We start from the raw sequence: 23,600 nt of genomic DNA, 5'->3' as shown, positions 1-23,600 counted from the left end.
CGGTCATGGCAGAGCAGTTGACGGAGCTGGCCGGCGACCGCGCCCTCCTGGGGCGGACCAGCACCGCGGAGCGGGTCTCGGACATCCTCAGGAGCCGCATCGCGGACGGCTACTTCCCGCCGGGCACGCGCCTGTCCGAGGACAGCATCGGCGGTGCCCTCGGCGTCTCCCGCAACACGCTCCGCGAGGCGTTCCGGCTGCTCACCCATGAACGCCTGCTGGTCCACGAGCTGAACCGGGGCGTCTTCGTCCGGGTCCTGACCGTCGAGGACGTCGAGGACATCTACCGCACCCGCGCCCTCGTCGAGTGCGCCGTCGTGCGGAGCCTCGGGGAGCCGCCGTACGGGCTCGAGGGGGTCGCCTCGGCCGTCGAGGACGGCCGCCGTGCGGCCGCCGACGCCGACTGGAAAGCCGTGGGCACGGCCAACATCCACTTCCACCGGGAGCTGGTCGCCCTCGCCGGCAGCGAGCGCACGGACGAGCTGATGCGCAGCGTCTTCGCCGAACTGCGCCTCGCCTTCCACGTCGTGGACGACCCGCGACGCCTGCACGAGCCGTACATCGTGCGCAACGCCGAACTGCTCGAGGCGCTCCGGGCGGGGAAGCGCGAGGAGGCCGCGGAGCTGCTCGCCGGCTACCTCGAGGACTCGCTTGAGCGGGTCGTGGACGTGTATCTGCGGCGGGTCGGCGACGACGGTTCCGCCCCGGCCTGAGCGGCGCCGGAGCCCGGTCGCGGACCGGGGCGGGCGGCGGTGGTTCTGCGCCGTTTGGGTCGTTGTCGGACCGAGGACCTAGTCTGTGCACCGTGACTTCGCCTGCATCGACGGACCGTGTTCCGCCCCAGCTCAGCGCGGGGCCGCGCCCCGCCCCGGGCCCGGCCGCCGACGAGGGACTGGCGCGGCGGCTGCGCGCGCTCGCCTGCACGGCGCCGCTGCACGACCTCGACGCGCGCAAGGCCAATCTCGCCGGCGAGTACTCGGTGTACGGCATGTCCGAGGTGGCGCTCGCCGCCATCGACCTCGTCACCCTGAACATGGACTTCGACACGGGCGCCGACCACGACCAGATAGTCGCCCGTCTCCTCCCACGCGTCGCCGCCCAGGCGCCGGCACGGCCGGCCGCCGAGCACGAGCGCGTGGCCCGCTGGGTCCTGGAGAACCTGATCAACGTCGGCAGCGTCGACCGCGGCTTCCGCGCGGTGTACGGCACCTTCGAGCCGGACGGCACCTATGTGCGGCGGGACTACGACTTCAAGCTCCTCGAGGAGGTCCCCGGCCCCGGCGGCACCGTCTACCTGCGCACCACCGACGAAGCGGTCAACGTCCTGGTCGGCGCCCTGGACACCGACGTCACCAGCGCCCAGATCGCCGCCGAGGTCAAGCTCGAGGTGCTGATCAGCCGCGGCAGGCTCGCCGACGCCCAGCTCGCCGCCGAGCAGGCCCGGTACCGGACCGTGCAGTACTCGGAGACCCTGCGCAGGGCCCTGGACGCCACCCGGCGCAATGTCCGCGCGGTCGACTGGCTGACCGCCGTCCCCGACATGATCGCCGAGGCCCTGGACCACGTCGCCGACAGGTACCGGCACGAGAACGCGATCCTCACCAACATCCGCAAGGCCCGCGACGAGACCGAGGACCCCGAGCACAAGCGGCGCGCCGCCGAGCTCGTCGACATCGTCAAGGACTGCATCCGCCGCCACACCCAGTTGCAGTCCCGGCTCCTCGAGGCCGGCCCGCTGTTCCGTGCCGAACAGGACCGGCAGGCCTTCGCGACCCCCCTGACGACCTCGGGCCTCGACCTGTACGGGCACCTGGTAGCCCCCGTACTGCCGCTGCCCGCGGACCAGGCGCTCCGCGTGACCGACGCCTTCTTCGCACACGGCACCGGTCTGCGTACGCCCGTCTCCGTGCGGGTCGGCGACCTCGTCGACATCCTGCTGACCCCGCCGGCCGAGCGGGAGCACCTCGGCGCCGAGATGCCGGAACCCGACCTGATCGCCACCCCGGACGACAGCCGCTTCAGCGAGGAACAGCTGGCCGCGGCCATGGAGCTGCTCGACCTTCCGCACGACGCCCCCCGCCGCCTGTCCGGGCTGCTGAGCGACGCCCGCGCGCAGGACCCCGACCTGCCGTACCTCGTCGCGCTGCTGGCGGTGCACGCGGCCAGCCCGCCGGTCGGCACCGCGTACCGGCAGGGCGAGCCCAAGCTGCTGTTCGCCGTGGACGACGGCACCGAGCTGGACGACCCCGAGTTCGGCGGCGCCGACCTCATCGTCGGCACGGCACTGCTGGACGCGGCGGGGATGGCGGCCGACCGGACGGAGGCCGCGTGAACGACGCCGTAGCCCCCGGTTGGGGCCACCGGTCGCGCTCGGTCCCTGGGCGGGGCCACTGGTCGCGCTCCGTCTGTGGGCGTGCCGCCGGAGAGGGCTCGGTCCCTGGGCGAGGTGCCGGACAGCGCTCAGCCCCCGGGCGGGCCGCCGGAGAGCACCGGCCCGGCACCGCCCACCGGCACGGCGAGAACCACCAGCACAGCGAGAAGTCGCAGCACAGCACCTCCGACCAGCACAGCGAGAAGTCGCATTACAGCACCCCCGACCAGCACAGCGAGGAGTACCGACCGTGACCGAGCACGTCGACCGGAGCGAACCGGAGGCGGGTGCCGCACCGGCCACCGCGGCCGTCACGCCCGCCGACGCCGCCGACGCGGCGCGGCTCGTGGCCTTCGGCCTCCAGCCCAAGCTGCTCCCCGCCCGCGACCAGGAGTACGCCGACCTGCTGCGCCGGTACCGCGAGGACCCGCCCTTCGCGCGGCTCGCCGACGCCGTGGCGGCCGGCCTCGGACTCGTCGTCCTGGAGGTGTCCCCGCGCGCGGGCATGGCCGTCAGCGCCGCCGAGGACTCGGTGTTCGCGGTCCGCATGGGCGACTACGCGCGCCGCGCCGCCACCGACTCCGGCGACCGCTTCCTGCACGGCCTCGCCCACCTCGCCGTGGCCGCCATGGCCTACCCGCGCCCCGAGGACCTCGCCGACGACGGCTACATCGGCCGCGTCACGGTCAACGGCGTGGACGCCTTCGTCCGCCAGGCCTGCCGCCGGCTGGAGGAGCGGGCCGAGCAGCAGGGTGAGAACACCGACCCGGTCACCGACGCCCCGGGCCTGGAGGCGGCCTGGCGGATCTGGGCCCGGCGCAGCGCCACCGGTGCCACCAAGGACGCGCGCAGACTCCCCGGCTCCACCACCGGCATCGTCGGCAAGGCAGCCGCCTTCCTCACCGAGTCCGGCTTCCTCCAGCGCACCGGAGACGACAACGGCGGCACCTACCGCACGACCGCCCGCTACCAGCTCCAGGTGCGGGACATGGCGGGCAGCGCCGCGATGGCCGAGCTGCTGGAGCTGGGTGTCGTCCCGGTCACCGACGGCACGGCCACCCTGCTGCCCGCCGAGGACACGGAGGACCTGGAGCTGGTGGCCGACGCCGGGCTGCCGTTCCACTCGTCCTGAAGCCCGTTCCCGACACCGCCCCCCACCACGCCAACCCGTCGTCCCCGACTTCACGAAGACTTACGAGAGTCCGCCATGTACGAGCTGTCCCGGGTCCGCCTCTACTCCATCGGGCCCGCCGGTGCGCGCTACGCCGACACCGTGCTTGACCTGCGCGGTGTCGGCGAGCCCGTGCCCCGACCCGCGCCCGCTCAGGCGGAGTTCTTCGAGGAGGAGCCCGTCGGCCCGCCACGCCGCCCCGCGCCCGCGGGCGTGCTGTTCCTGGAGAACGGCGGCGGCAAGTCCGTCCTGCTCAAGCTGATCTTCTCCGTGATGCTGCCGGGCCACCGCAACACCCTGGGCGGCGCCAGCTCCGGTGTGCTCCGCAAGTTCCTGCTCGCCGACGACTGCGGACACGTGGCGCTGGAGTGGCAGCACGTGCAGACCGGTGAGTGCGTCGTCGTCGGCAAGGTCAGCGAGTGGCGCGGACGTCAGGTCTCCAGCGACCCGCGGAAGTTCGCCGAGGCCTGGTACTCCTTCCGGCCCGGCCCCGGGCTCACGCTGGACAACCTGCCGGTCGCCGAGGCCACCGCCGTCCGCCCGCCCGTCGAGGGCGTCTCCGGCGCCCAGGGCCGGCGGCGCACCATGAAGGGCTTCCGGGACGCCATCACGGAGGCAGGAAAGGCCTATCCGCACCTGGAGGTGCACTGGGAGGAGATCCACGACCGCTGGATCGAGCACCTCGGCGACCTGGGCCTCGACCCCGAACTCTTCCGCTACCAGCGCGAGATGAACGCCGACGAGGGCGAGGCCGCCGGCCTCTTCGCGGTGAAGAAGGACTCCGACTTCACCGACCTGCTGCTGCGCGCCGTCACCGACACCCGCGACACCGACGGACTCGCCGACCTGGTCGGCGGCTTCGGCAACAAGCTGGGCCGGCGCGCCGAGCTGATCGCCGAACGCGACTTCACCGCCGGGTCCGTCGACCTCCTCGGGCGGATCGTCGAGGCCGCCGACGCCCGCACCCGCGCACGGGACATCCACACCGGCGCCGAACGCCGCACCAGGACCCTCGCCCGCAGGCTCTCCGCACGCGGCGCCCGGGAGCGGGCCCGCGCGGCCGACCTCGCCCAGCGGGTCACCGCCGCCGCCTACGCCGTCACGCACGCCGAGTCGGCCCGGGACCGCAGCGCGCTCATCGCCGCCGAACTCGCCTACCGGCACGCCTCGCTGGCCCTGACGGCCGCCGAGAAGTCGGCTGCCGCACAGAAGCGGGAGCTCGCCGACGCGCGCACCCTGCACTCCGCCTGGCAGGCCGCCGAGGCCGTCCTGCGCCACCGCGCCGCGGCCGACCGCGTCGCCCGCGTCTCCGCCGCCATCCAGGAGGCCGAGCGGGACGCCGCGCCCGCGCTCGCCGCCCGCGCCAAGGCCGCCGTCGACCTCGTCCGCGCCCTGCACGCCGCGGCCTCCAAGGCCGAACACCACGCCAACGAGGAGGAGGAGCGCTCCGCCGCCCTCCAGGACGTCGGCGACGCCGCCCATCGGGACGCCACCGCCGCCGCCACCGAGGCCCAGCGCGCCCGCAGCGAGGCCGGACACCTGCGGCAGCGCCTGTCCGAGGTCGAGCAGGAGACCGCCGAGGCGGTCCGCGCCGGCTGGCTCGACGACACCGCCCCCGACGCCGACCCCGCCCGCGCCGCCCTCGCGGCCAGCGACGCCGAGAAGACGACGGTCGCCGCCTGGGACACCGCCCGCGAGGCCGCCCGCCGGGCCACCGAGCACGCCCGCGAGGCCGCCGCCGCCGAGTCCCGCGCCGAGCTGACCGCGGCCCGCGCGGCCGACGCGGCCACCGCCGCCGAGCGCGCCCACGAGGCCGAACGCCGCACCGCCGAGGCACTGGCGGCCGAGGACCGCCTCGCGGAGCTGCTCGGCCTGGCCGCCCGCACCCGTCCCGGAATCCCCCAGCCCCGGCAGGACGCGGACGACGACCGCCCCGCCGACGCGCCCAGGGCGTCCGAAGGTGCCCTGACCGCCGAGGACCTCGACCGCTTCGCCGACGAACTGCGCGAGCTGCTCGACGACACGGTCTCCGCCGCCGAACGCCAGCTGTTCGAGCTGCGCACCGCCGCCGCCGACGACTCCCGCATCCTCGGCGCCCTCGGCGACGGCGGACTGCTGCCGCCCGGCCCGGACGTGCTGGCCACCGTGGAGTTCCTCGGCGAGCACGGCATCCCCGCACTGCCCGGCTGGCGCTATCTGGCGCAGGCCGTCGACCCCGCCGACCACGCGCGCGTGCTCGCCGCCCGGCCCGAGCTGGTCGACGGCGTGATCATCACCGACCCGGACTCGCACACCCGCGCCCGGGAGGTCCTCGGCGACGCCGCCCTGCTGCCGCGCTCCGCGGTCGCCGTCGGCACCGCCGCCGCCCTGCTCGCACCCACCCCGGCCGCCGGGTCCGGCACCGAGGACGTCTTCCTCGTACCGCCGAACCCGGCCATGCACGACGAGCACGCCGCCGACGAGGAACGGCAGGCCCTGCGGGCACGGGCGACCGAGCGCGACGAGGAGATCCGGGCGCTCGCCGCCCGGCTCGGCAAGGACCGGGAACTCGCGGCCCGGCTCGCCTCCTGGCGCACCGGCTGCCCCGCCGGCCGCCTCGCCGAACTGGCCCGGGCCGCCGAGGAGGCGCGTGCCTTCGCCGAGGAGACCGAGGCCGAGCTGACCGAGGCGCGCACCGTGCGGGCCGAGGCCGAGGAGAGCGCCTCCGAGGCCGTCCGTATGCGCGACGAGCGGCAGGAGGCCGCGCAGAAGGCCCGCCGCGCCGCCGACGCCCTCGCCGGACTCGCCTTCCGGCTGCGTGAACGCGCCGGCTGGCAGGCCAGGCTGCGGGAGCTCGCCGACGAAGGCGCCGAGGCCGACGCCCGCGCCCAGGTCTGCCTGGAGCGGGCCCGCGCCGCCGACGAGGACCGCCGTGCCGCCCAGCGCGCCGCCGACGACGCCCGGCGCACCGCCCGCGCGCTGCGTGCCGAGCGCTCCGAGATCGCGGGCGCCCCCGACGACGTACCCGAGTCCGGTTCCGCTGCCGGGGACGGCACGCAGGCGCCGAAGGCGTCCCTGCCGGACCTCCGCGAGGCCTACCGCGCTGCTTCCCAGGTGTACGAGAAGGTCGGCGTCGGCGCCGACCTGCGCGCCGAGCAGGCCCGTGCGGAGAGCGACGAGAGCGCGGCCCGAGCGGAGCTGGACCGGCTCAGCAACAAGGTCCGTACCCGGGCCGCCCAGCTCCTCGAGTCGCCCGACGGCTCCGACGGCCCCTCCCGGCAGGCTGCCGCCGCCCGCGCCGAGGAGCTGGTGCAGCTCCTGGAGACCCGTATGTCGACCGCGAGCGAGCAGCTCGGCCGGCTGCGCGGCGAGGCGGAGCGGCACGCGCCCGAGGACGGCGACGCCCACACCGAACTCCCCGAGGACCTGGTCCCGGCCGACGCCGAGCACGCCCAGACCCTGCTGCGCACGGCCACCGCCGAACTCACCTCCCGCACCGAGGCGTTGACCCAGGCCCGCGACGCCCACGCCGAACTGCTCGACGCGCACCGCGCCGCCGAGGACGCGGCCGGCGGCTTCGACGAGATCGCCGCGATGCTCCGCGACCTGCTGCGCGACCCCGCGTCCGAGGAGGAACAGGAGACTCCGGAGCCGTACCCCGGAAGCCTGGACGAGGCCCGGCAGTCCGCCGCCGAGGCCCGCCGGTCGCTGCGCGGCTGCGCCGCAGACCTGTCCGCCGCCGAGGCAGCCGTCCGCGAGGCGAGCGACGTCCTCGTCCGGCACGCCAACTCCACGCGCTACGAGCAGGTCCGCACCCCGGCACGGCAGCAGATCCGCGAGCTGCCCGCCGCCGCGCTGCCCGAGCACGCCGCCAAGTGGGCGGAGGCCTTCGCGCCGCGGCTGCGGGTCCTCACCGACGAGCTGGCCCAGCTGGAGCGCAACCGCGACTCGATCGTGGACCGGCTGCGCGGCCTGGTCGAGTCGGCCCTCGCCACGCTCCGCTCCGCCCAGCGGCTCTCCCGGCTGCCGGAGGGCCTCGGCGAGTGGTCCGGGCAGGAGTTCCTGCGCATCCGCTTCGAGGAGCCCGACCAGGCCACCCTCACCGAGCGGCTCGGCGAGGTCGTCGACGAGGCGACCCGGGCGGCCGTGAGGAAGAACTCCGACCTGCGCCGCGACGGCATGTCCCTGCTGCTGCGCGGCGTCGCCGCCGCCCTCCACCCCAAGGGCGTCGCCGTCGAGATCCTCAAGCCCGACGCCGTGCTGCGCGCCGAACGCGTCCCCGTCGGACAGATGGGCGACGTCTTCTCCGGCGGCCAGCTGCTCACCGCGGCCATCGCCCTGTACTGCACGATGGCCGCGCTGCGCAGCAACGACCGGGGACGCGACCGGCACCGGCACGCCGGCACCCTGTTCCTCGACAACCCCATCGGCCGTGCCAACGCGACGTATCTGCTGGAGCTGCAGCGGGCCGTGTCCGACGCGCTCGGCGTGCAGCTCCTGTACACCACCGGCCTGTTCGACACGACCGCGCTGGCCGAGTTCCCGCTGGTCATCCGGCTGCGGAACGACGCCGACCTGCGGGCCGGGCTGAAGTACATCAGCGTGGAGGAGCACCTGCGGCCCGGGTTGCCCCAGCAGGCCCCCGCCGGTGAGGGGGAAGCGGTGCACAGCGAGATCACGGCGACCCGCATGTACCGGCGGCCCGCCCCAGACCGGTCACCGGCCTAGAGCGGCTCAGCAGCGCTGTCCGGGCGGGCACCACCGACGGGGTGCCCGCCCCGAACGTCCGGGACGCCCGGGACGATCAGGGATGCGACAGCTGCCCCGCGCCGCCGCGCCGGCGTATCCGTCCCCGGGCGCGCTCGGCGGCCCGCGCCTGCCGCCGTGCCCGGCGCCGCTCACGCCGCATGGCCCGCGCGGTGCTGCTCGGCAGCGACACCACCCCGTGCCGCTGGTTCCACACCTGACGCGTCACCCACACGTCGAGCACGCCCCACGTGGCCACCACCGTGCCGGCCACGCTGCCGATCACCATCGGGAACGCCAGCCAGGATCCGGCCATCGTGCACAGAAAGGCCACCATCGCCATGATCAGCGTCACGGCGACGACGAGCACCGCACGCACCGCTGCCGTACGCACCGGATCCGGCAGCCGGCGCCGCCGTGCCGGCTCGTCCGTCCACAACGGACGGCGGGCCGGCTGAGGTTCTTCCCGTGGCCCCTCCCGCTCCGGTGCCGCGACGGCGCGTCCGGGCACCGGAATGTCGCGATCCGGCGCCTCGGAGCCCGAACCCGCCGCGGGTCCGCTCGCCCCGGCGTCCCTCGGCGCCCTGCGCCGCTCCGCCGTGCCCATCACCATGTCACTCCCCACCGCCTGCAGACCGCTCGCCCGTGTCCGAAGACCCGGCTCCCCTCTGGCTGCCCGGCTTGCCTCGCTTTACGCCGCCCGGGGGCGGGATGCGGCTCCTGTGGCCGATTCCGCCTCCATCTCCCGTGGAGAAGGACGAGTCACGGCCCGTCAAGATTCCCGGAAATCCCCCGCAGCCGAAAAATTTCGGCCAATCCGCCCGCCACATCGCCGGGGCGCCCTGCCACACCGTCCGTCCGAACCCGGGAGGCAATCTCCCGCAATGAGGGGACAACTGACCATCCCCGGCCGCCGGTGCGGAAGTTCGGCCTCCGGTCGGGTCTTCGAGTTACCTGCGCGTCAGTAGTAGGCTCGCGCCGTTTGTTGACGCACATGTGTACCCCCTGCCGGTGGGGGTCCAGCTGGGGGAGGCCATGCGCTTTCGCGGGAAGTCCATCCGCCGGAAGATCGTGGCGCTGCTTCTCGTGCCGCTGGTGTCCCTGACCGCGATCTGGGCCTTCGCCACGGTGCTGACGGGACGTGAGGCGGGCCGGCTGTTCACGGTGTCGACCCTCGTCGAACAGGTCGGCTACCCCGTCGAGGACACCGTCCGCGTTCTCCAGCAGGAACGCCGCCAGACCCTGGTCCATCTCGCCGACCCACGCGCCTCCGACGGTCTGACCGCACTGCACCGCAGCCGCACCGCCACCGACGAGGCCGTCGCCGAGATCCGCCGCAACGCCGAGAACGCCGACGTGCGCGACGCGCTCGGCGCCGCCGAGCAGGATCGGCTGACCGCGGTCCTGGACGCCTTCGACGGCATCGGCTCCCTGCGCCGCAGCGTCGAGGACGGCACCGTCGACCGCGCACAGGCCCTCGTCCTCTACAACCGCCTGGTCGACCCCTGCCACGCACTGCTCGCCAACCTCCACGTCGTCGACGACGTCGGCCTGGACAAGCAGTACCGCGCACTCGTCAACGTCTCCCGCGCGCGCGAACTGCTCTCCCGCGAGGACGCCCTGCTCGGCTCCGCCCTGGTCACCGGCAGACTCACCCGCAGCGAGACACGGGACGTCTCCGACCTCGTGGCGCAGCGCACCGTGCTCTACGAGAGCAACCTCCCGCTGCTGCCCGCCACGGAACGCGGCCGCTACGAACGCTTCTGGAAGAACGCATCCTCCGCCCCCCTGCGCGTCGCCGAGGAGGCGGCCGTCTCCACCGAGGACGGCCTGCCCCACGGCGTGACCGCCAAGAGCTGGGACGCCGCCGCCGGCAGCGTCCTCGCGGAGCTCGGCGACCAGGCCGCCGACCGCTACCAGGACCGGGTCCGCCCGGTCGCGATGAACGTCATCACCAAGGCGGTCGTCGCCGGCGCACTCGGCCTGATCGCCGTGCTGTTCTCCCTCTTCCTGTCCGTCCGCGTCGGCCGCGCCCTCATCCGCGATCTCCGGCAGCTGCGCCTGGAGGCCCACGAGGCGTCCGGCGTCCGCCTGCCCAGCGTGATGCGCCGCCTCTCGGCGGGCGAACAGGTCGACGTCGAGACCGAGGTGCCGCGCCTGGAGTACGACCGGAACGAGATCGGCGAGGTCGGACAGGCCCTGAACACGCTCCAGCGTGCCGCCGTGGAGGCCGCCGTCAAGCAGGCCGAGCTGCGCGCCGGAGTCTCCGAGGTGTTCGTCAACCTCGCCCGCCGCAGCCAGGTGCTGCTGCACAAGCAGCTCACCCTGCTCGACACCATGGAGCGCCGCACCGAGGACACCGAGGAACTCGCCGACCTGTTCCGCCTGGACCACCTGACCACCCGCATGCGCCGGCACGCCGAGGGCCTGGTCATCCTCTCGGGCGCCGCCCCCTCCCGGCAGTGGCGCAAGCCTGTCCAGCTCATGGACGTCGTACGCGCCGCGGTCGCCGAGGTCGAGGACTACGAGCGCATCGAGGTCCGCAGGCTGCCCCGCATCGCCGTCACCGGACCGGCCGTCGCCGACCTCACCCACCTCGTGGCCGAGCTCCTGGAGAACGCCACGGTGTTCTCGCCGCCGCACACCGCCGTGCAGGTCCTCGGCGAACGGGTCGCCAACGGCTTCACCCTGGAGATCCACGACCGCGGCCTCGGCATGGCGGCCGAGGCGCTCCTCGACGCCAACCTCCGGCTCGCCGAGACACCCGAGTTCGAGCTGTCCGACACCGACCGGCTCGGCCTGTTCGTCGTCAGCCGGCTCGCCCAGCGGCAGAACGTCCGGGTCTCGCTCCAGCCCTCCCCGTACGGTGGCACCACCGCCGTCGTCTTCGTCCCCGACGCGCTGCTCACCGACGACGCGCCCGACACCAACGGCGTCGGATTCCGCCTCGACCGGCCGCAGCGCGCCAAGGAGAAGGAGGAGAGCCGCCGTTCCGCCCTCGCCCATGTTCCCGTCCGGCTCCCGGGCCGGCCGGCCCCGCTGCTGGACGGACCGGTCGAACTGGAGGCGCCCGTCGACCTGGACACCCTCGACGACCTTCCCGGCGGGCTCGGCGACGAGGACAGCGAGCGTGGCGGCATCTTCCGTGCGCGGCGCCCGCTCGCCGCGGCACAGGACGGTCCGGTGGTCGGCCTGGGCGACCGGCGACGCCAGGACACCGAGGGACCGGAACGTCTCCCGGCAGCCGGCGATGCGCCCTCCGGCAGGGACCGGCCCGGTGCCGAGGACGACCCGAACGCCCCCGTCCCGCTGCCGCGTCGCCGGACGCCCAAGCTGGTCAGCTCGCACGGACGCCCCGTCCCCGAGCGCGACGCCCGCGACGGTGCGGACGGCATGCCGGGTCCCGGCGCCGGGAGCCCGGCGGACCGGCGGGCGGAACGCGACGAGACACCCGCGCTGCCGTCCCGCCGCCGCGGGGACGGCCCGGTCCCGCACCCCGCCGCCGGCCACGACGCCGGCCGTGACGCCGCCCGCCGGGAGGACGACCCGCTGCCGTCCCTCCCGTCCCGCCGCCGCGCGACACCCCGCCCGCACGGCGTGCCCGCGGCCGAAGGCGGACCGGCTCGGGACCACACCCCCGGCGAGCCGTCCGAGCCGTCCGCCCTCCCGAACCGCACCCACCCCGCCGAATCGTCACCGACCGACCCGCGCGAACCGGCGCCGCGGGACACCACGCCCCTAGGCTCCCCGCCGTCCGATCCCGTGCCCGGCGGCTACGGCGGCGGCGCCCTGCCCCGGCGCGTGCGGCAGGCCAGCCTGGCTCCCCAGCTCAAGCGCGACGCCGAACGCCCCGCCGAGGTCCCTTCCGATCCGGCCGACCGGGACGCCGAGGAGGTGCGCAGCCGCATGGCCTCGCTCCAGCGCGGCTGGCAGCGCGGCCGCAAGGAGAACGCCTCGGCCGACGGCACCTCAGGCGGCCCACGACCACAGACGCCACAAGCGTCACAGGCACCACAGGCACCACACCGAACGACTAAGGGGGACGGTCGATGACCGCACCGAAGGCGACCGGCCAGAACGAGACCACGTCCGGGGACCTCAACTGGCTCCTCGACGACCTGGTGGACCGCGTCGCGAGCATCCGCAAGGCCGTCGTCCTGTCCGGCGACGGTCTGGCGACCGGCGCATCCAAGGACCTGACCAGGGAGGACAGCGAACACCTGGCGGCCGTGGCCTCCGGTTTCCACAGCCTGGCCAAGGGCGTGGGCCGCCACTTCGAGGCGGGCAGCGTCCGGCAGACGGTCGTCGAACTCGACGACGCCTTCCTGTTCGTCACGGCCGCCGGCGACGGCAGCTGTCTCGCCGTGCTCTCGGACGCCGACTCCGACGTCGGCCAGGTCGCCTACGAGATGACCCTCCTCGTCAAGCGGGTCGGCGTGCATCTGGGCACCGCCCCGCGCACCGATCTGCCGTCGGGCGGGTAAGTGGGATGACATGAGTCAAGACGGTCAGGGAACACACCACTGGTTCGACGACGAGGCCGGTCCCGTCGTCCGTCCGTACGCCATGACGCGCGGCCGCACCAGCAGCACGGCCCAGCACCGCCTCGACCTCATCGCGGTGGTGGTCCCGGAACCCCATGCGGACGACCCGGAGGCGGACGTCACGCTCGCCCCGGAACACGTGGACATCGTCGGCCTGTGCCGGGACACCCCGCAGTCGGTCGCCGAGCTCGCCGCCGAACTCGACCTGCCCGTCGGCGTCGTGCGCGTCCTGGTCGGTGACCTCGTCGACGCCGAACTCGTGCACGTGAACCGGCCGGTGCCCCCGGCCGAACTGCCGGACGAGAACATTCTGCGCGACGTGATCAACGGCCTGCGCGCACTGTGAAACGGTCCTGCGGGGACGCCGGAGCGGCCCCGCGGGCACGGTAAGGAGAAGAGATCGATGATCTTCGGGCGTTCTCAGGGCGGCAAGCCGCCGGTCGAGCCCGTCACGCTCAAGATCCTCGTGGCCGGCGGCTTCGGCGTGGGCAAGACCACCCTCGTCGGCGCGGTCAGCGAGATCAGACCGCTGCGCACCGAGGAACTGCTCACCGAGGCCGGCCGCCCCGTCGACGACGTCACCGGTGTGGAGGGCAAGCACACCACCACCGTGGCGATGGACTTCGGTCGGATCACGCTGCGCGAGGACCTGGTCCTGTACCTGTTCGGCACCCCCGGCCAGGAGCGGTTCTGGTTCATGTGGGACGAGCTGTCCGAGGGTGCCCTCGGGGCCGTGGTCCTCGCCGACACGCGCCGCCTGGAGGACTGCTTCGCCGCGATCGACTACTTCGAGCGGCGCTCCATCCCCTTCCTCGTCGGCGTCAACTGCTTCGAGGGCTCGGCCCGCTACCCGGCCGAGACCGTCCGTCAGGCCCTCGATCTCGACGCCGACGTGCCGCTGGTGATGTGTGACGCCCGGGACAAGGAGTCGGTCAAGGAGGTCCTCGTCGGCGTCGTCCAGCACGCGATGGCCCAGGCGGCGGCGGACCGGCGCCGGCCCGTCACCACCTGAACGCGCACCCGCACCACTTCCCTCACCGGACACGCGCCTGATAGATGCAGGGGACATGACACGACTCTCCACCGCCGTGCGCGGACTGGTCGGCGCCACCGTCGCCCTGCTCGCCCTGACCACCGCCCCCGCCCCCGCCCAGGCCGGACCCGGGCCCAGGGCGCCCGAGGACTTCGTGGCCCTGAGAAGCGTCGACCCCACGATCATCCAGGAGATGCGCTACGCCACCCCGCACAACTTCGTCGGCGAACGCATCGACGGCTACCGCCGGCCCCTGTGCATCCTCACCCGCCCCGCGGCCCAGGCCCTCCACCGGGCCCAGACCCGGCTGCTGCGCCAGGGCTACTCACTCAAGGTGTACGACTGCTACCGGCCGCAGCGCGCCGTCGACCACTTCGTCCGGTGGGCCGAGGACCTCGACGACCAGCGGATGAAGGCCGAGTTCTACCCGAACGTCGACAAGACCCGCCTGTTCGACGACGGCTACATCGCGGAGAAGTCCGGCCACAGCCGCGGCTCGACCATGGACCTCACGATCGTGAAGCTCCCCGCGAAGCCCACCCGCCCCTACCACCCCGGACAGCCACTGGTGCCCTGCTTCGCGCCCCAGGACCAGCGCTTCCCCGACAACTCCGTCGACATGGGCACCGGCTTCGACTGCTTCGACACCCTCTCGCACACCCTCGACCCCCGAGTCCAGGGCGCCCAGCACGCCAACCGGATGCTGCTGAAGACCACCCTGGAGGACGCCGGCCTCGTCAACCTCCCCGAGGAGTGGTGGCACTTCACCTACAAGCCCGAGCCCTACCCGGACACCTACTTCGACTTCCCCGTCTCCGCGAAGTCTCTGTCCGGCCGCCACTGAGCCGCCCGCCGGAGCCGTCCCTCCCGTGATCGGATACAGTCCGCCGCGTGTCCGAAACTGAAACCTCCGTTCCCAACTCCGCGCCGGACTCCCACTGTTCGCGCTGCGGAACGCCCTACGGAGAGGGCGTCTCCGGCTGGCCCCGCACCTGCCCGGCGTGCGGCACCACGGCCTACCGCAACCCGCTGCCGGTAGCGGTCGCCCTCCAGCCCGTGTACGACACCAAGGGCACCGCCCTGGTCGTCATCACCCGCACCGTGTCCCCCGCGCGCGGGGGAGTCGCCCTGCCGGGCGGCTACATCGACGACCGGGAGGACTGGCGGCAGGCCGTCGTCCGTGAACTCAAGGAGGAGACCGGCATCGACGCGGCCGGCCGCGACGTACGGCTCGCCGACGCCATGAGCTCGCCCGACGGCCACCTGCTGCTCTTCGGACTCCTCCCGGAGCGGCCCGCCGAGCACCTCCCGCCGTCCGCTGCCACCGACGAGACGGAGGGCTGGCACCTCCTGCGCCGGGCCGAGGAGCTCGCCTTCCCCCTCCACACCCGCGCCGTGCAGGCCTTCTTCGAAGGCCGCTACATCTGAGCCGAGCCCCCGGCCAGCCCGCGGACGCGCACCGGGCGGGACGGCGCACCCACGCCGTCCACGCCCTCGCGTGCCACGACCACCCGCCTGCCCTCCCGGCGCACGGCATACCGCTCGGTCTCCGGTTCCTCCCAGCCGTCGCCCCCGTCCGGCACCACCAGCCCGCCCCCGGCCCCGCCCCGGGCGGGCGCCCACACCTCCAGCTCCACCTCGCCGTCCTCCCCGCGCACCGGCACCACCGCCCCCGCGCGCGCGAACACCGGGATCCGGCCCGGCGGAGCCTCGACGAGCACCTGCCCCGGCCCCTCGTACGCCCGCTCCGTCGCCGTGTCGTACCAGCGCCCCCGCGGCAGCCGCACCGCCCGCACGTCCACGCCGGGCTCCAGCACCGGCGCCACCAGCAGACAGTCGCCCAGCAGAAACGCGTCCTCACAGTCCCGCAGCGCCCGTTCCTCCGGCGCCGACCACCACAGCGGCCGCACGAACGGCGCGCCCGTACGCCGGGCCAGATGCGCCAGCGTCACGAAGTACGGTGACAGCCGCCGCCGTTCCAGCAGCGCCTCGCGCGCGTGCTCCAGCACCTCCGCACCGGACGCCCACGGCTCCGGGCAACCCGCCGGCGCACCCCCGGGCGTACGGAAGAGCGGCAGATACGCGGCCAGCTGCCACCACCGCAGAAACAGCTCCGGCGACGGACACCCCTCGGACCCGCCCACGTCCGGCCCCGAGTACGGCACCCCGCACAGCCCCAGCCCCAGCACGACCGCCAGCGACGCCCGCAGCCCCGGCCAGCCGGACGCCTGCCCCCCGCTCCAGACACCGCCGTACCGCTGCATCCCCGCCCACCCCGAGCGCGACAGCACGAACGGCCGTTCCTCCGGCACCAGCTCGCGCAGCGCCTCGAACCCCGCCCGGGCCATGCACAGCGCGTACACGTTGTGCGCCTCCCGGTGGTCACCACCGCGCCCCTCCAGCCGGTGCCGCGCCGAACGGGGCAGCGTCGCCTCACCGAACGCGGCGGCCGACACCGGCTCGTCCCGGTCGTGCCAGAACCCGGAGAACCCCCGCTCCAGCCGCTCCGCACAGAGCCCGCCCCACCACGCCCGCACACGCGCGTCCGTGAAGTCCGGGAACACCACCTCCCCGGGCCGGCCCACACCGCGCACCACCGGCCCGCCCGCGCCCCGCACGAACGCGTCCGCGTCCACTCCTCCGTCGTACCCGGCATGCCCCGCCACCGCGGGCACCCCTGGCTCGACGACCGACACCAGCCGGACCCCCTCCCGCCGCAACTCCTCGGCGAGCACCGGCAGCTTCGGGAACCGCTCCTCGTCGACGGTGAACCCCCGGTGGGCGTCCAGGTGGCCGACGCCCAGATGCACGGCGTCCACCGGCAGACCACGCTCCTGGTGGCCGGCGACGACCCGCCGCAGCTCCTGCTCGTCGCCGGACCCGTGCCGCCCCAGATGGTGACCGAGGGCCCATGCGGGAGGCAGCGCCGGAGCACCGGTCAGCGAGACCCACGCGAGCAGCACGCGCGCGGGGGTCCCCACCATGACCCAGCACCGCAGCGGCCCCCCGTCCATCCGCAGCACACTCCTGCCCGGCCGGTCGTGCCCCGACCCCGCACCCTCCTCGCCCTCCCGCAAGGTCACCGAGCCGTCCCACGTGTTGTCGTGGAACACCAGGTGCGTCCCCGCGTCAGCCACCACCAGCTGCACCGGCATCGTCACGGACGCCGGGGCGTCACCCGCGGCGCGGCCCGCCGCACCCGGACCCGTGTTCCACAGCCGGTACGCGCCGTCGCTCAGCCGGGGCCCCGAGGCCCGCCCGCCCAGCCCGAAGAACCGGGCGTCCGCCGCCACCTCCGACCGCTGCGTCCAGCGCGCGGAACCGCCGCCCACCGGCTCCCACCACCGCGGAGGCAGCTCACGCCGCAGGACCACACCCCCCGGAGTGCGCACCTCCACCGCGCCGTGCCGCGACACCGCCACCGTCACCCGCTCGGCCACCACCCGCCGGCCACCGTCCTTGTCCGGCTCCAGCACCGCCCGCGGATCCGGCTCCGGACACGGGCCCGCCAACGCGTACGACGGCTGCGGCACAGCCCCGTCCCAGCCCCAGAACACCGCCCCGTTCACCGCGACGAGGATCCGCAGCTCCGAACGGGCGAACCGGATCACACCGCCCCCCGGCCCCGGCTCCACCTCCCGTATCGCCCCCGGCACCCGCGCCCGCTCCGCCCCACGCGGCGGCAGCCCCACGGCATCCGCACGCCGCCTGCGCCACGCCGCCCGAACGGTACGCAACCCCCGCGCCGGTCCCGCAGAACCGAACGCCTTCATCGAACGCACCAGGTCACGACCGTCCATGCCGCTCACCCTGCCACCCACCGACCGGCGAGGGGGCCGCGTTCAACTGCCGTTCACCCGTGACAGGACCACATCTTCACGACACCGACTATGTGGGGCGCACCCTGGTGCGGAAGTCGATCACATGGCATCGTCCGTGTCAGCCGCGTCACGCGCACACCCCAGCCCGTGCGCGGAGGACGCACACGACGCGCACAGTCCGGGAGCCGCCCCATGTCGACCACGAACCCCCAGCCGCTCTGGCAGCCAGATCCGCAGCGCATCGCCCAGGCACGGATCACCAGGTTCCAGACCTGGGCAGCCGAACACCACGGAGCCCCCGCCGACGGCGGATACGCCGCCCTGCACCGCTGGTCCGTCGACGAGCCGGAGACCTTCTGGAAAGCCGTCACGGAATGGTTCGACGTCCGCTTCTCGACCCCCTACGCGCGCGTACTGGGCGACCGCTCGATGCCGGGCGCCCAGTGGTTCCCCGGTGCCACCCTGAACTACGCCGAACACGCCCTGCGCGCCGCCGCCACCCGCGCCGACGAACCGGCTCTCCTGTACGTCGACGAGACCCACGAGACGAGCCCCGTCACCTGGTCGGAACTGCGCCGCCAGGTCGGCTCCCTCGCCGCCGAACTGCGCGCCCTCGGCGTCCGCCCCGGCGACCGCGTCAGCGGCTACCTCCCGAACATCCCGCAGGCCGTCACCGCCCTCCTCGCCACCGCCGCCGTCGGCGCCGTCTGGACCTCCTGCGCCCCCGACTTCGGCGCCCGCAGCGTTCTGGACCGCTTCCAGCAGGTCGAACCGGTCGTCCTGTTCACTGTCGACGGCTACCGCTACGGCGGCAAGGAACACGACCGCCGCGCCACCGTCGCCGAACTCCGGCGCGAACTGCCCACCCTGCGCGCCGTCGTTCACATCCCGCTCCTGGGCAGCGACACCCCCGAGGGCGCCCTCGCCTGGGACGCGCTCACGGCCGCGGACACGGAGCCCGTCTTCGAACAGGTCCCCTTCGACCACCCCCTGTGGGTGCTCTACTCCTCCGGCACCACCGGCCTGCCCAAGGCCATCGTCCAGTCCCAGGGCGGCATCCTCGTCGAGCACCTCAAGCAGCTCGGCCTGCACTGCGACCTCGGCCCCGAGGACCGCTTCTTCTGGTACACCTCGACCGGCTGGATGATGTGGAACTTCCTCGTCTCCGGCCTGCTCACCGGCACCACGATCGTCCTCTACGACGGCAGCCCCGGCTTCCCCGCCACGGACGCCCAGTGGCGCATCGCCGAACGCACCGGCGCCACCCTCTTCGGCACCTCCGCCGCCTACGTCATGGCCTGCCGCAAGGCTGACGTCCACCCGGGCCGCGACCTGGACCTCTCCCGCGTCCAGTGCGTCGCCACCACCGGCTCCCCGCTCCCGCCCGACGGCTTCCGCTGGCTGCACGACGAGGTCCGCGAGGACCTGTGGATCGCCTCCGTCAGCGGCGGCACCGACGTGTGCTCCTGCTTCGCCGGCGCCGTCCCCACCCTCCCCGTGTACATCGGCGAGCTCCAGGCCCCCGGTCTCGGCACCGACCTCCAGTCCTGGGACCCGAACGGCGAACCCCTCACCGACGAGGTCGGCGAACTCGTCGTCACCAACCCCATGCCCTCGATGCCGGTCCGCTTCTGGAACGACCCCGACGGCAGCCGCTACCACGACAGCTACTTCGACACCTATCCCGGCGTCTGGCGCCACGGCGACTGGATCACCCTCACCTCACGCGGCTCCGTCGTCATCCACGGCCGCTCCGACTCCACCCTCAACCGGCAGGGCGTCCGCATGGGCTCGGCCGACATCTACGAGGCCGTCGAACGCCTCCCCGAGATCAGGGAGTCCCTCGTCATCGGCGTCGAGCAGCCCGACGGCGGCTACTGGATGCCCCTCTTCGTGCACCTCGTCCCCGGCGCGACCCTCGACGACGCCCTGCGGACGCGGATCAAGCAGACCATCCGCGAACAGCTCTCCCCGCGTCACGTCCCCGACGAGATCATCGAGGTGCCGGGAGTCCCGCACACCCTCACCGGCAAACGCATCGAGGTCCCCGTCAAGCGACTCCTCCAGGGCACCCCGCTGGAAAAGGCCGTGAATCCCGGCTCCATCGACGACCTCGACCTCCTCCACTTCTACGAGGACCTCGCCCGCAAACGCGCCTGACCAGGTACTCCACAAGCCGGCCGCCCGTGCGAGGGCGGCCGGCCCGCCTCCCCCCGGCCCCGTTGTCAGTGCCGCCGGTTACGGTGAGTGAGCATTGATCGACTGCGCACAGGGGGAAGACATGGCGCACACCGACCAGACGATGCGACGCGTCCTGCGCCGCGAAATCGCCGGCACCATCGGCCTGCTCACCGACGAGCACGACTTCCGCGCCATGCGGCGCTACCGCACCTTCACCTTCGACGACCACGCCGCCTACCTCCGGCAGGTGGAAGCCCTGCTCAGGACACGAGCCTCCCAGGGCACCCACACCACGGTCGCCCTCTTCGATCCCGAGGACTACGCCGAGTTCTGCTCGAAGACCGGCCTCGACCCCGACCTGGCCGCCACCCGCACCCGGTACACCGCCGAGATCGCCGCCCACGGCCCCACCGTCCCCTACGACGGACAGCCCCTCGCCGACCTCGTCCCCACCCTCGTCGACGAAGCCGTCCGCCAGGCCACCTGGGAGTACGCGGCCACCCTTCTGTCCCGCCTCGGCACCTGCGCCACCTGCGGCGAAGACCTCGGCCGCGCGGCGTTCACCCGCGCCTCGCGCCTGCTGACCCGCATCGTGGAAACAGCCCCGGCGGGCCACCGCCACCTGGTCTGCAGCATCTCCACCACTCCGGAGGCCCTCACCTCCGTCCTCCACGCCGACGACGACACCGAAGGCGGCACCGAGCTGGACGAGGCCGACGCCCTCGAATTCACCGCCGTCCTGGCCCTCGGCCTCGCCACCCACACCCCCGGCGGCCTCGTCATGCGGACCAGCGCCCCCGGCAGCCCCGACCACATCTACGGCTGGCGCCTGCGCGGATACGGCCTCGCCCCGCTCACCGCCGCCGAGGTCTTCGACCCCGGCAGCCCCGACCACATCTACGGCTGGCGCCTGCGCGGATACGGCCTCGCCCCGCTCACCGCCGCCGAGGTCTTCGACGCCTACTGCACCGACGTCGAGTCCGGCGACCTCATCGCCCCGGAGTCCAACGTCGACTACTGCGCGCCGCCCGACCTCGGAGACGACAGCGGCGCACCGGGCCACCGCCACTGAACGCGAGGGGCGCCCCACCCGAAGGCGGAGCGCCCCTCACTCAGCGACGGCGACGGTCGCCCCCGCGCCCTACTCGCCGGACAGCACCGCCTGAGCCGCGTTGCGCGCCTCCTCGGCGCTCTCCGCCGCGCGAGCGGCCGCCGCGGCCCGCTCGCACTGCGCCAGCGTGAACTTCGCCAGCGTCGCCCGCACATAGGGCAGCGACGCCGCGCCCATCGAGAGAGAGGTGACGCCCAGACCCGTCAGGACACACGCCAGCAGCGGATCCGACGCGGCCTCACCGCAGACGCCGCAGCTCTTGCCCTCGGCCCTCGCCGCCTCGGCGGCCAGCGCGACCAGGTCGAGCAGCGCGGGCTGCCACGGATCCTGCAGCCGCGACACCGCGCCCACCTGACGGTCGGCGGCGAACGTGTACTGCGCGAGGTCGTTCGTCCCCAGCGACAGGAACTCGACCTCCTGCAGGATCGAACGCGCCCGCAGCGCGGCGGACGGGATCTCCACCATCGCACCGAACTTCGCCCGCAGCCCGGCCTCCCGGCACGCGTCCGCAAACGCCTTGGCGTCCGCACGGTCCGCGACCATCGGGGCCATGACCTCGAGGTAGACCGGCAGCCCCTCCGCCGCCTTCGCCAGCGCCGTCAGCTGCGTACGCAGCACCTCCGGGTGGTCGAGCAGTGTCCGCAGACCCCGCACACCCAGCGCGGGATTCGGCTCGTCGGCCGGGGTGAGGAAGTCCAGCGGCTTGTCCGCGCCCGCGTCCAGCACCCGCACGACGACCCGGCCCTCGGGGAACGCCTCCAGCACCTGCCGATAGGCGGCGATCTGCTTCTCCTCCGACGGCGCGTTCTTGCTGTCGTCGAGGAAGAGGAACTCGGTACGGAACAGACCGACGCCCTCCGCACCGGCCTCCACCGCGGCCGGCACATCGGCGGGACCACCGACATTGGCCAGCAGCGGCACCTTGTGACCGTCGGAGGTCGCGCCGGGACCGGTCGAGGCGGCCAGCGCGGCCTTGCGCTCGGCGGCCTCCGCCTCCATCTGCGCCTTCTTCTCGGCGCTCGGGTTCACGAAGATCTCGCCGGTGCTGCCGTCCACCGCGATCACCGTGCCCTCGGGAAGCTCACCGGCCCCCGGCAGCGCCACCACGGCCGGCACACCCAGCGCCCGCGCCAGAATCGCGCTGTGGCTCGTCGGCCCGCCCTCCTCGGTGACGAATCCGAGCACCAGCGTCGGGTCGAGCAGCGCCGTGTCGGCGGGCGCCAGGTCACGCGCGATCAGCACGTACGGCTCGTCGCTGTCGGGCACACCCGGCATCGGCACCCCGAGCAGACGGGCGACGATACGGTTCCGCACGTCGTCGAGGTCCGCGACCCGGCCTGCCAGATACTCACCGGCACCGGCCAGCAGGGCGCGATACGCGGCGAACGCGTCGTACACCGCCCGCTCGGCGGTGCTGCCGACGGCGATCCGCCGCTCCACGTCCGCCATCAGCTCGGGATCCTGGGCCATCATGGCCTGCGCCTCGAGCACCGCCTGGGCCTCGCCCCCCGCCAGATTGCCGCGCGCCATCAGGTCGGCCGCCACAGCCTCGACAGCCTTGCGGGCCCGCCCCTGCTCGCGCTCCGCGTCCTGTGCCGGGATCTGCTTGGCAGGCGGCTCGAGCACGGCCGTCCCCATGTGCCGAACCTCGCCGATCGCCACACCGTGGCTCACACCGACGCCTCGCAGCGTTGTCTCCATCTCACCCGTCCCGATAATGCGGCGGGTCCCGCCGCCGCGGTGGTTGTCCTACCAGCCGTCCTAGGACGGCGTTGCGGTCACTTCCAGAGGAAGAGGCTCTCGCCGGCCTTCACTTCGCCGTCCTCACGGAGATCGGCGAGCGCCTCGGCCGTCGCCTCGAGGGCCACGACCGGGCAGACCGGCGACTTGCCCGCGGCCTCCACGGCCGCCGGGTCCCAGCGCACCACAGCCTGTCCGCGCGTAACGGTGTCGCCCTTGTTCACCAGCAGCTCGAAGCCCTCACCGTTCAGCTGCACGGTGTCGATGCCGAGGTGGGTCAGCACACCGTGACCACTCTCGTCGACCACGACGAACGCGTGCGGGTGCAGAGAGACGATGACCCCGTCCACGGGAGCGACGGCCTCGGAAGGCTCCCGAACGGGGTCGATGGCGGTACCCGGGCCGACCATGGCCCCGGAGAAGACCGGATCCGGCACTGCTGCCAGTCCGATGGCGCGTCCTGCAAGCGGGGACGAGACGGTGGTCATGGGAAGCCTCCCAGTGATGGAGATCTGTACGAGCCGTCACTGCCTGTCCCGGACGGCACACTGAGCAGCAGCGTATGTCATAGGAAGTACCGGTTCCGCACGAGTGTTCCGAATAGAGGTCTAGACCACACTCCCCAGCGATTTGCACCCGTTCCTCAGGCCCGTGTACAGTCGTGACTCCTGCTTGAGGTTGAGCGGCGCCACGCTGGCGTGCTCGCCGGGCAGGCACCCAACTCTTCAGATCCTATCTTCGGATCGCCTTCTGCGTGCCCGCAGGACGGTGGTCAGAGGGACCGGAAAAGCCTGATAGTGTTGGAAACACCGAAGGGAAGCGCCCGGAGGAAAGCCCGAGAGGGTGAGTACAAAGGAAGCGTCCGTTCCTTGAGAACTCAACAGCGTGCCAAAAGTCAACGCC

Annotated in this window: 16 protein-coding genes; 12 read left to right on the top strand and 4 right to left on the bottom strand. The window is 73.7% G+C overall.

Annotated features, from left to right (window positions below; translation table 11 throughout):
- Nucleotides 1-5 precede the first annotated feature (5 nt).
- The 4 genes from AB0E77_RS13220 (at nucleotide 6) to AB0E77_RS13205 (ending at nucleotide 8,249) form a co-directional block, all read left to right on the top strand.
- Complete coding sequence (locus tag AB0E77_RS13220) at nucleotides 6-713, top strand: GntR family transcriptional regulator (RefSeq protein WP_361569361.1); 708 nt, start codon at nucleotides 6-8, stop codon at nucleotides 711-713.
- 92 nt (nucleotides 714-805) lie between these two features.
- Complete coding sequence (locus tag AB0E77_RS13215; RefSeq protein ID WP_361569359.1) at nucleotides 806-2,332, top strand: hypothetical protein; 1,527 nt, start codon at nucleotides 806-808, stop codon at nucleotides 2,330-2,332.
- A 289-nt stretch (nucleotides 2,333-2,621) separates the two neighbouring features.
- A complete protein-coding gene (locus tag AB0E77_RS13210; protein WP_361569357.1) occupies nucleotides 2,622-3,503 on the top strand; it encodes a hypothetical protein in 882 nt (293 codons plus the stop codon).
- A 75-nt stretch (nucleotides 3,504-3,578) separates the two neighbouring features.
- Nucleotides 3,579-8,249 carry a hypothetical protein gene (locus tag AB0E77_RS13205; protein ID WP_361569355.1) on the top strand — a complete coding sequence of 1,557 codons (4,671 nt, stop codon included), beginning with the start codon at nucleotides 3,579-3,581 and terminating at the stop codon, nucleotides 8,247-8,249.
- 76 nt (nucleotides 8,250-8,325) lie between these two features.
- On the opposite strand, the gene AB0E77_RS13200 is transcribed toward AB0E77_RS13205, so the two are convergent.
- Entirely contained in the window at nucleotides 8,326-8,880 is a 555-nt protein-coding gene (locus AB0E77_RS13200) for a hypothetical protein (RefSeq protein ID WP_361569353.1), read from the bottom strand.
- Between the two features lie 422 nt (nucleotides 8,881-9,302).
- Between AB0E77_RS13200 and AB0E77_RS13195 the strand changes: the two genes are divergently transcribed.
- Genes AB0E77_RS13195 through AB0E77_RS13170 form a run of 6 tightly spaced genes read left to right on the top strand, consistent with a single transcriptional unit; the run spans nucleotide 9,303 to nucleotide 15,272 of the window.
- The gene (locus AB0E77_RS13195; RefSeq protein WP_361569351.1) at nucleotides 9,303-12,320 is read left to right on the top strand and encodes a nitrate- and nitrite sensing domain-containing protein; all 3,018 of its coding nucleotides are present in this window, start codon (nucleotides 9,303-9,305) and stop codon (nucleotides 12,318-12,320) included.
- Complete coding sequence (locus tag AB0E77_RS13190; RefSeq protein ID WP_361569349.1) at nucleotides 12,317-12,751, top strand: roadblock/LC7 domain-containing protein; 435 nt, start codon at nucleotides 12,317-12,319, stop codon at nucleotides 12,749-12,751. Before AB0E77_RS13195 ends, AB0E77_RS13190 begins: the two co-directional genes overlap by 4 nt.
- Before the next feature lie 10 nt (nucleotides 12,752-12,761).
- Entirely contained in the window at nucleotides 12,762-13,157 is a 396-nt protein-coding gene (locus tag AB0E77_RS13185) for a DUF742 domain-containing protein (RefSeq protein ID WP_361569347.1), read from the top strand.
- A gap of 57 nt (nucleotides 13,158-13,214) precedes the next feature.
- Complete coding sequence (locus AB0E77_RS13180) at nucleotides 13,215-13,823, top strand: ATP/GTP-binding protein (protein ID WP_361569346.1); 609 nt, start codon at nucleotides 13,215-13,217, stop codon at nucleotides 13,821-13,823.
- Between the two features lie 55 nt (nucleotides 13,824-13,878).
- Nucleotides 13,879-14,688: a M15 family metallopeptidase gene (locus AB0E77_RS13175; protein WP_361569345.1), complete on the top strand. Its 810-nt coding sequence runs from the start codon at nucleotides 13,879-13,881 to the stop codon at nucleotides 14,686-14,688.
- A 47-nt stretch (nucleotides 14,689-14,735) separates the two neighbouring features.
- The gene (locus tag AB0E77_RS13170; RefSeq protein ID WP_361569343.1) at nucleotides 14,736-15,272 is read left to right on the top strand and encodes an NUDIX domain-containing protein; all 537 of its coding nucleotides are present in this window, start codon (nucleotides 14,736-14,738) and stop codon (nucleotides 15,270-15,272) included.
- Here the strand turns inward: AB0E77_RS13170 and AB0E77_RS13165 are convergent.
- Nucleotides 15,263-17,644, bottom strand: a complete 2,382-nt coding sequence (locus AB0E77_RS13165) for a glycoside hydrolase family 31 protein (protein WP_361569341.1) — start codon at nucleotides 17,642-17,644, stop codon at nucleotides 15,263-15,265. The genes AB0E77_RS13170 and AB0E77_RS13165 overlap by 10 nt on opposite strands.
- Before the next feature lie 213 nt (nucleotides 17,645-17,857).
- Between AB0E77_RS13165 and AB0E77_RS13160 the strand changes: the two genes are divergently transcribed.
- Both AB0E77_RS13160 and AB0E77_RS13155 read left to right on the top strand, forming a co-directional pair.
- Nucleotides 17,858-19,825, top strand: coding sequence for an acetoacetate--CoA ligase (locus AB0E77_RS13160; protein ID WP_361569339.1), 1,968 nt, complete (start codon nucleotides 17,858-17,860; stop codon nucleotides 19,823-19,825).
- 121 nt (nucleotides 19,826-19,946) lie between these two features.
- Nucleotides 19,947-20,918: a hypothetical protein gene (locus AB0E77_RS13155; RefSeq protein WP_361569338.1), complete on the top strand. Its 972-nt coding sequence runs from the start codon at nucleotides 19,947-19,949 to the stop codon at nucleotides 20,916-20,918.
- Nucleotides 20,919-20,987: 69 nt separating this feature from the next.
- Here AB0E77_RS13155 and ptsP read toward each other — a convergent pair whose 3' ends face one another.
- On the bottom strand, nucleotides 20,988-22,658 hold the full coding sequence (gene ptsP / locus AB0E77_RS13150; protein WP_361569336.1) for a phosphoenolpyruvate--protein phosphotransferase: 1,671 nt from the start codon (nucleotides 22,656-22,658) through the stop codon (nucleotides 20,988-20,990).
- Nucleotides 22,659-22,735: 77 nt separating this feature from the next.
- Nucleotides 22,736-23,185, bottom strand: a complete 450-nt coding sequence (locus AB0E77_RS13145; RefSeq protein WP_361569334.1) for a PTS glucose transporter subunit IIA — start codon at nucleotides 23,183-23,185, stop codon at nucleotides 22,736-22,738.
- Nucleotides 23,186-23,600: the final 415 nt, after the last annotated feature.

Origin of the sequence: Streptomyces sp. NPDC032940, assembly GCF_040636935.1 — a bacterium.
In the GTDB taxonomy this organism is placed as follows: Bacteria; Actinomycetota; Actinomycetes; order Streptomycetales; family Streptomycetaceae; genus Streptomyces.
Note: the sequence above shows the minus strand (reverse complement) of the source record. Positions and strands in the feature narration are given on the sequence as shown.

What these genes read in the sequence shown, in the direction of transcription:
- AB0E77_RS13220 (WP_361569361.1), top strand. Translation starts at nt 6, where the DNA reads ATGGCAGAGCAGTTGACGGAGCTGGCCGGCGACCGCGCCCTCCTGGGG.
- AB0E77_RS13205 (WP_361569355.1), top strand. Translation starts at nt 3,579, where the DNA reads ATGTACGAGCTGTCCCGGGTCCGCCTCTACTCCATCGGGCCCGCCGGT.
- AB0E77_RS13200 (WP_361569353.1), bottom strand. Translation starts at nt 8,880, where the DNA reads ATGGTGATGGGCACGGCGGAGCGGCGCAGGGCGCCGAGGGACGCCGGG.
- AB0E77_RS13195 (WP_361569351.1), top strand. Translation starts at nt 9,303, where the DNA reads ATGCGCTTTCGCGGGAAGTCCATCCGCCGGAAGATCGTGGCGCTGCTT.
- AB0E77_RS13190 (WP_361569349.1), top strand. Translation starts at nt 12,317, where the DNA reads ATGACCGCACCGAAGGCGACCGGCCAGAACGAGACCACGTCCGGGGAC.
- AB0E77_RS13185 (WP_361569347.1), top strand. Translation starts at nt 12,762, where the DNA reads ATGAGTCAAGACGGTCAGGGAACACACCACTGGTTCGACGACGAGGCC.
- AB0E77_RS13180 (WP_361569346.1), top strand. Translation starts at nt 13,215, where the DNA reads ATGATCTTCGGGCGTTCTCAGGGCGGCAAGCCGCCGGTCGAGCCCGTC.
- AB0E77_RS13175 (WP_361569345.1), top strand. Translation starts at nt 13,879, where the DNA reads ATGACACGACTCTCCACCGCCGTGCGCGGACTGGTCGGCGCCACCGTC.
- AB0E77_RS13165 (WP_361569341.1), bottom strand. Translation starts at nt 17,644, where the DNA reads ATGGACGGTCGTGACCTGGTGCGTTCGATGAAGGCGTTCGGTTCTGCG.
- AB0E77_RS13160 (WP_361569339.1), top strand. Translation starts at nt 17,858, where the DNA reads ATGTCGACCACGAACCCCCAGCCGCTCTGGCAGCCAGATCCGCAGCGC.
- AB0E77_RS13155 (WP_361569338.1), top strand. Translation starts at nt 19,947, where the DNA reads ATGGCGCACACCGACCAGACGATGCGACGCGTCCTGCGCCGCGAAATC.
- ptsP (WP_361569336.1), bottom strand. Translation starts at nt 22,658, where the DNA reads ATGGAGACAACGCTGCGAGGCGTCGGTGTGAGCCACGGTGTGGCGATC.
- AB0E77_RS13145 (WP_361569334.1), bottom strand. Translation starts at nt 23,185, where the DNA reads ATGACCACCGTCTCGTCCCCGCTTGCAGGACGCGCCATCGGACTGGCA.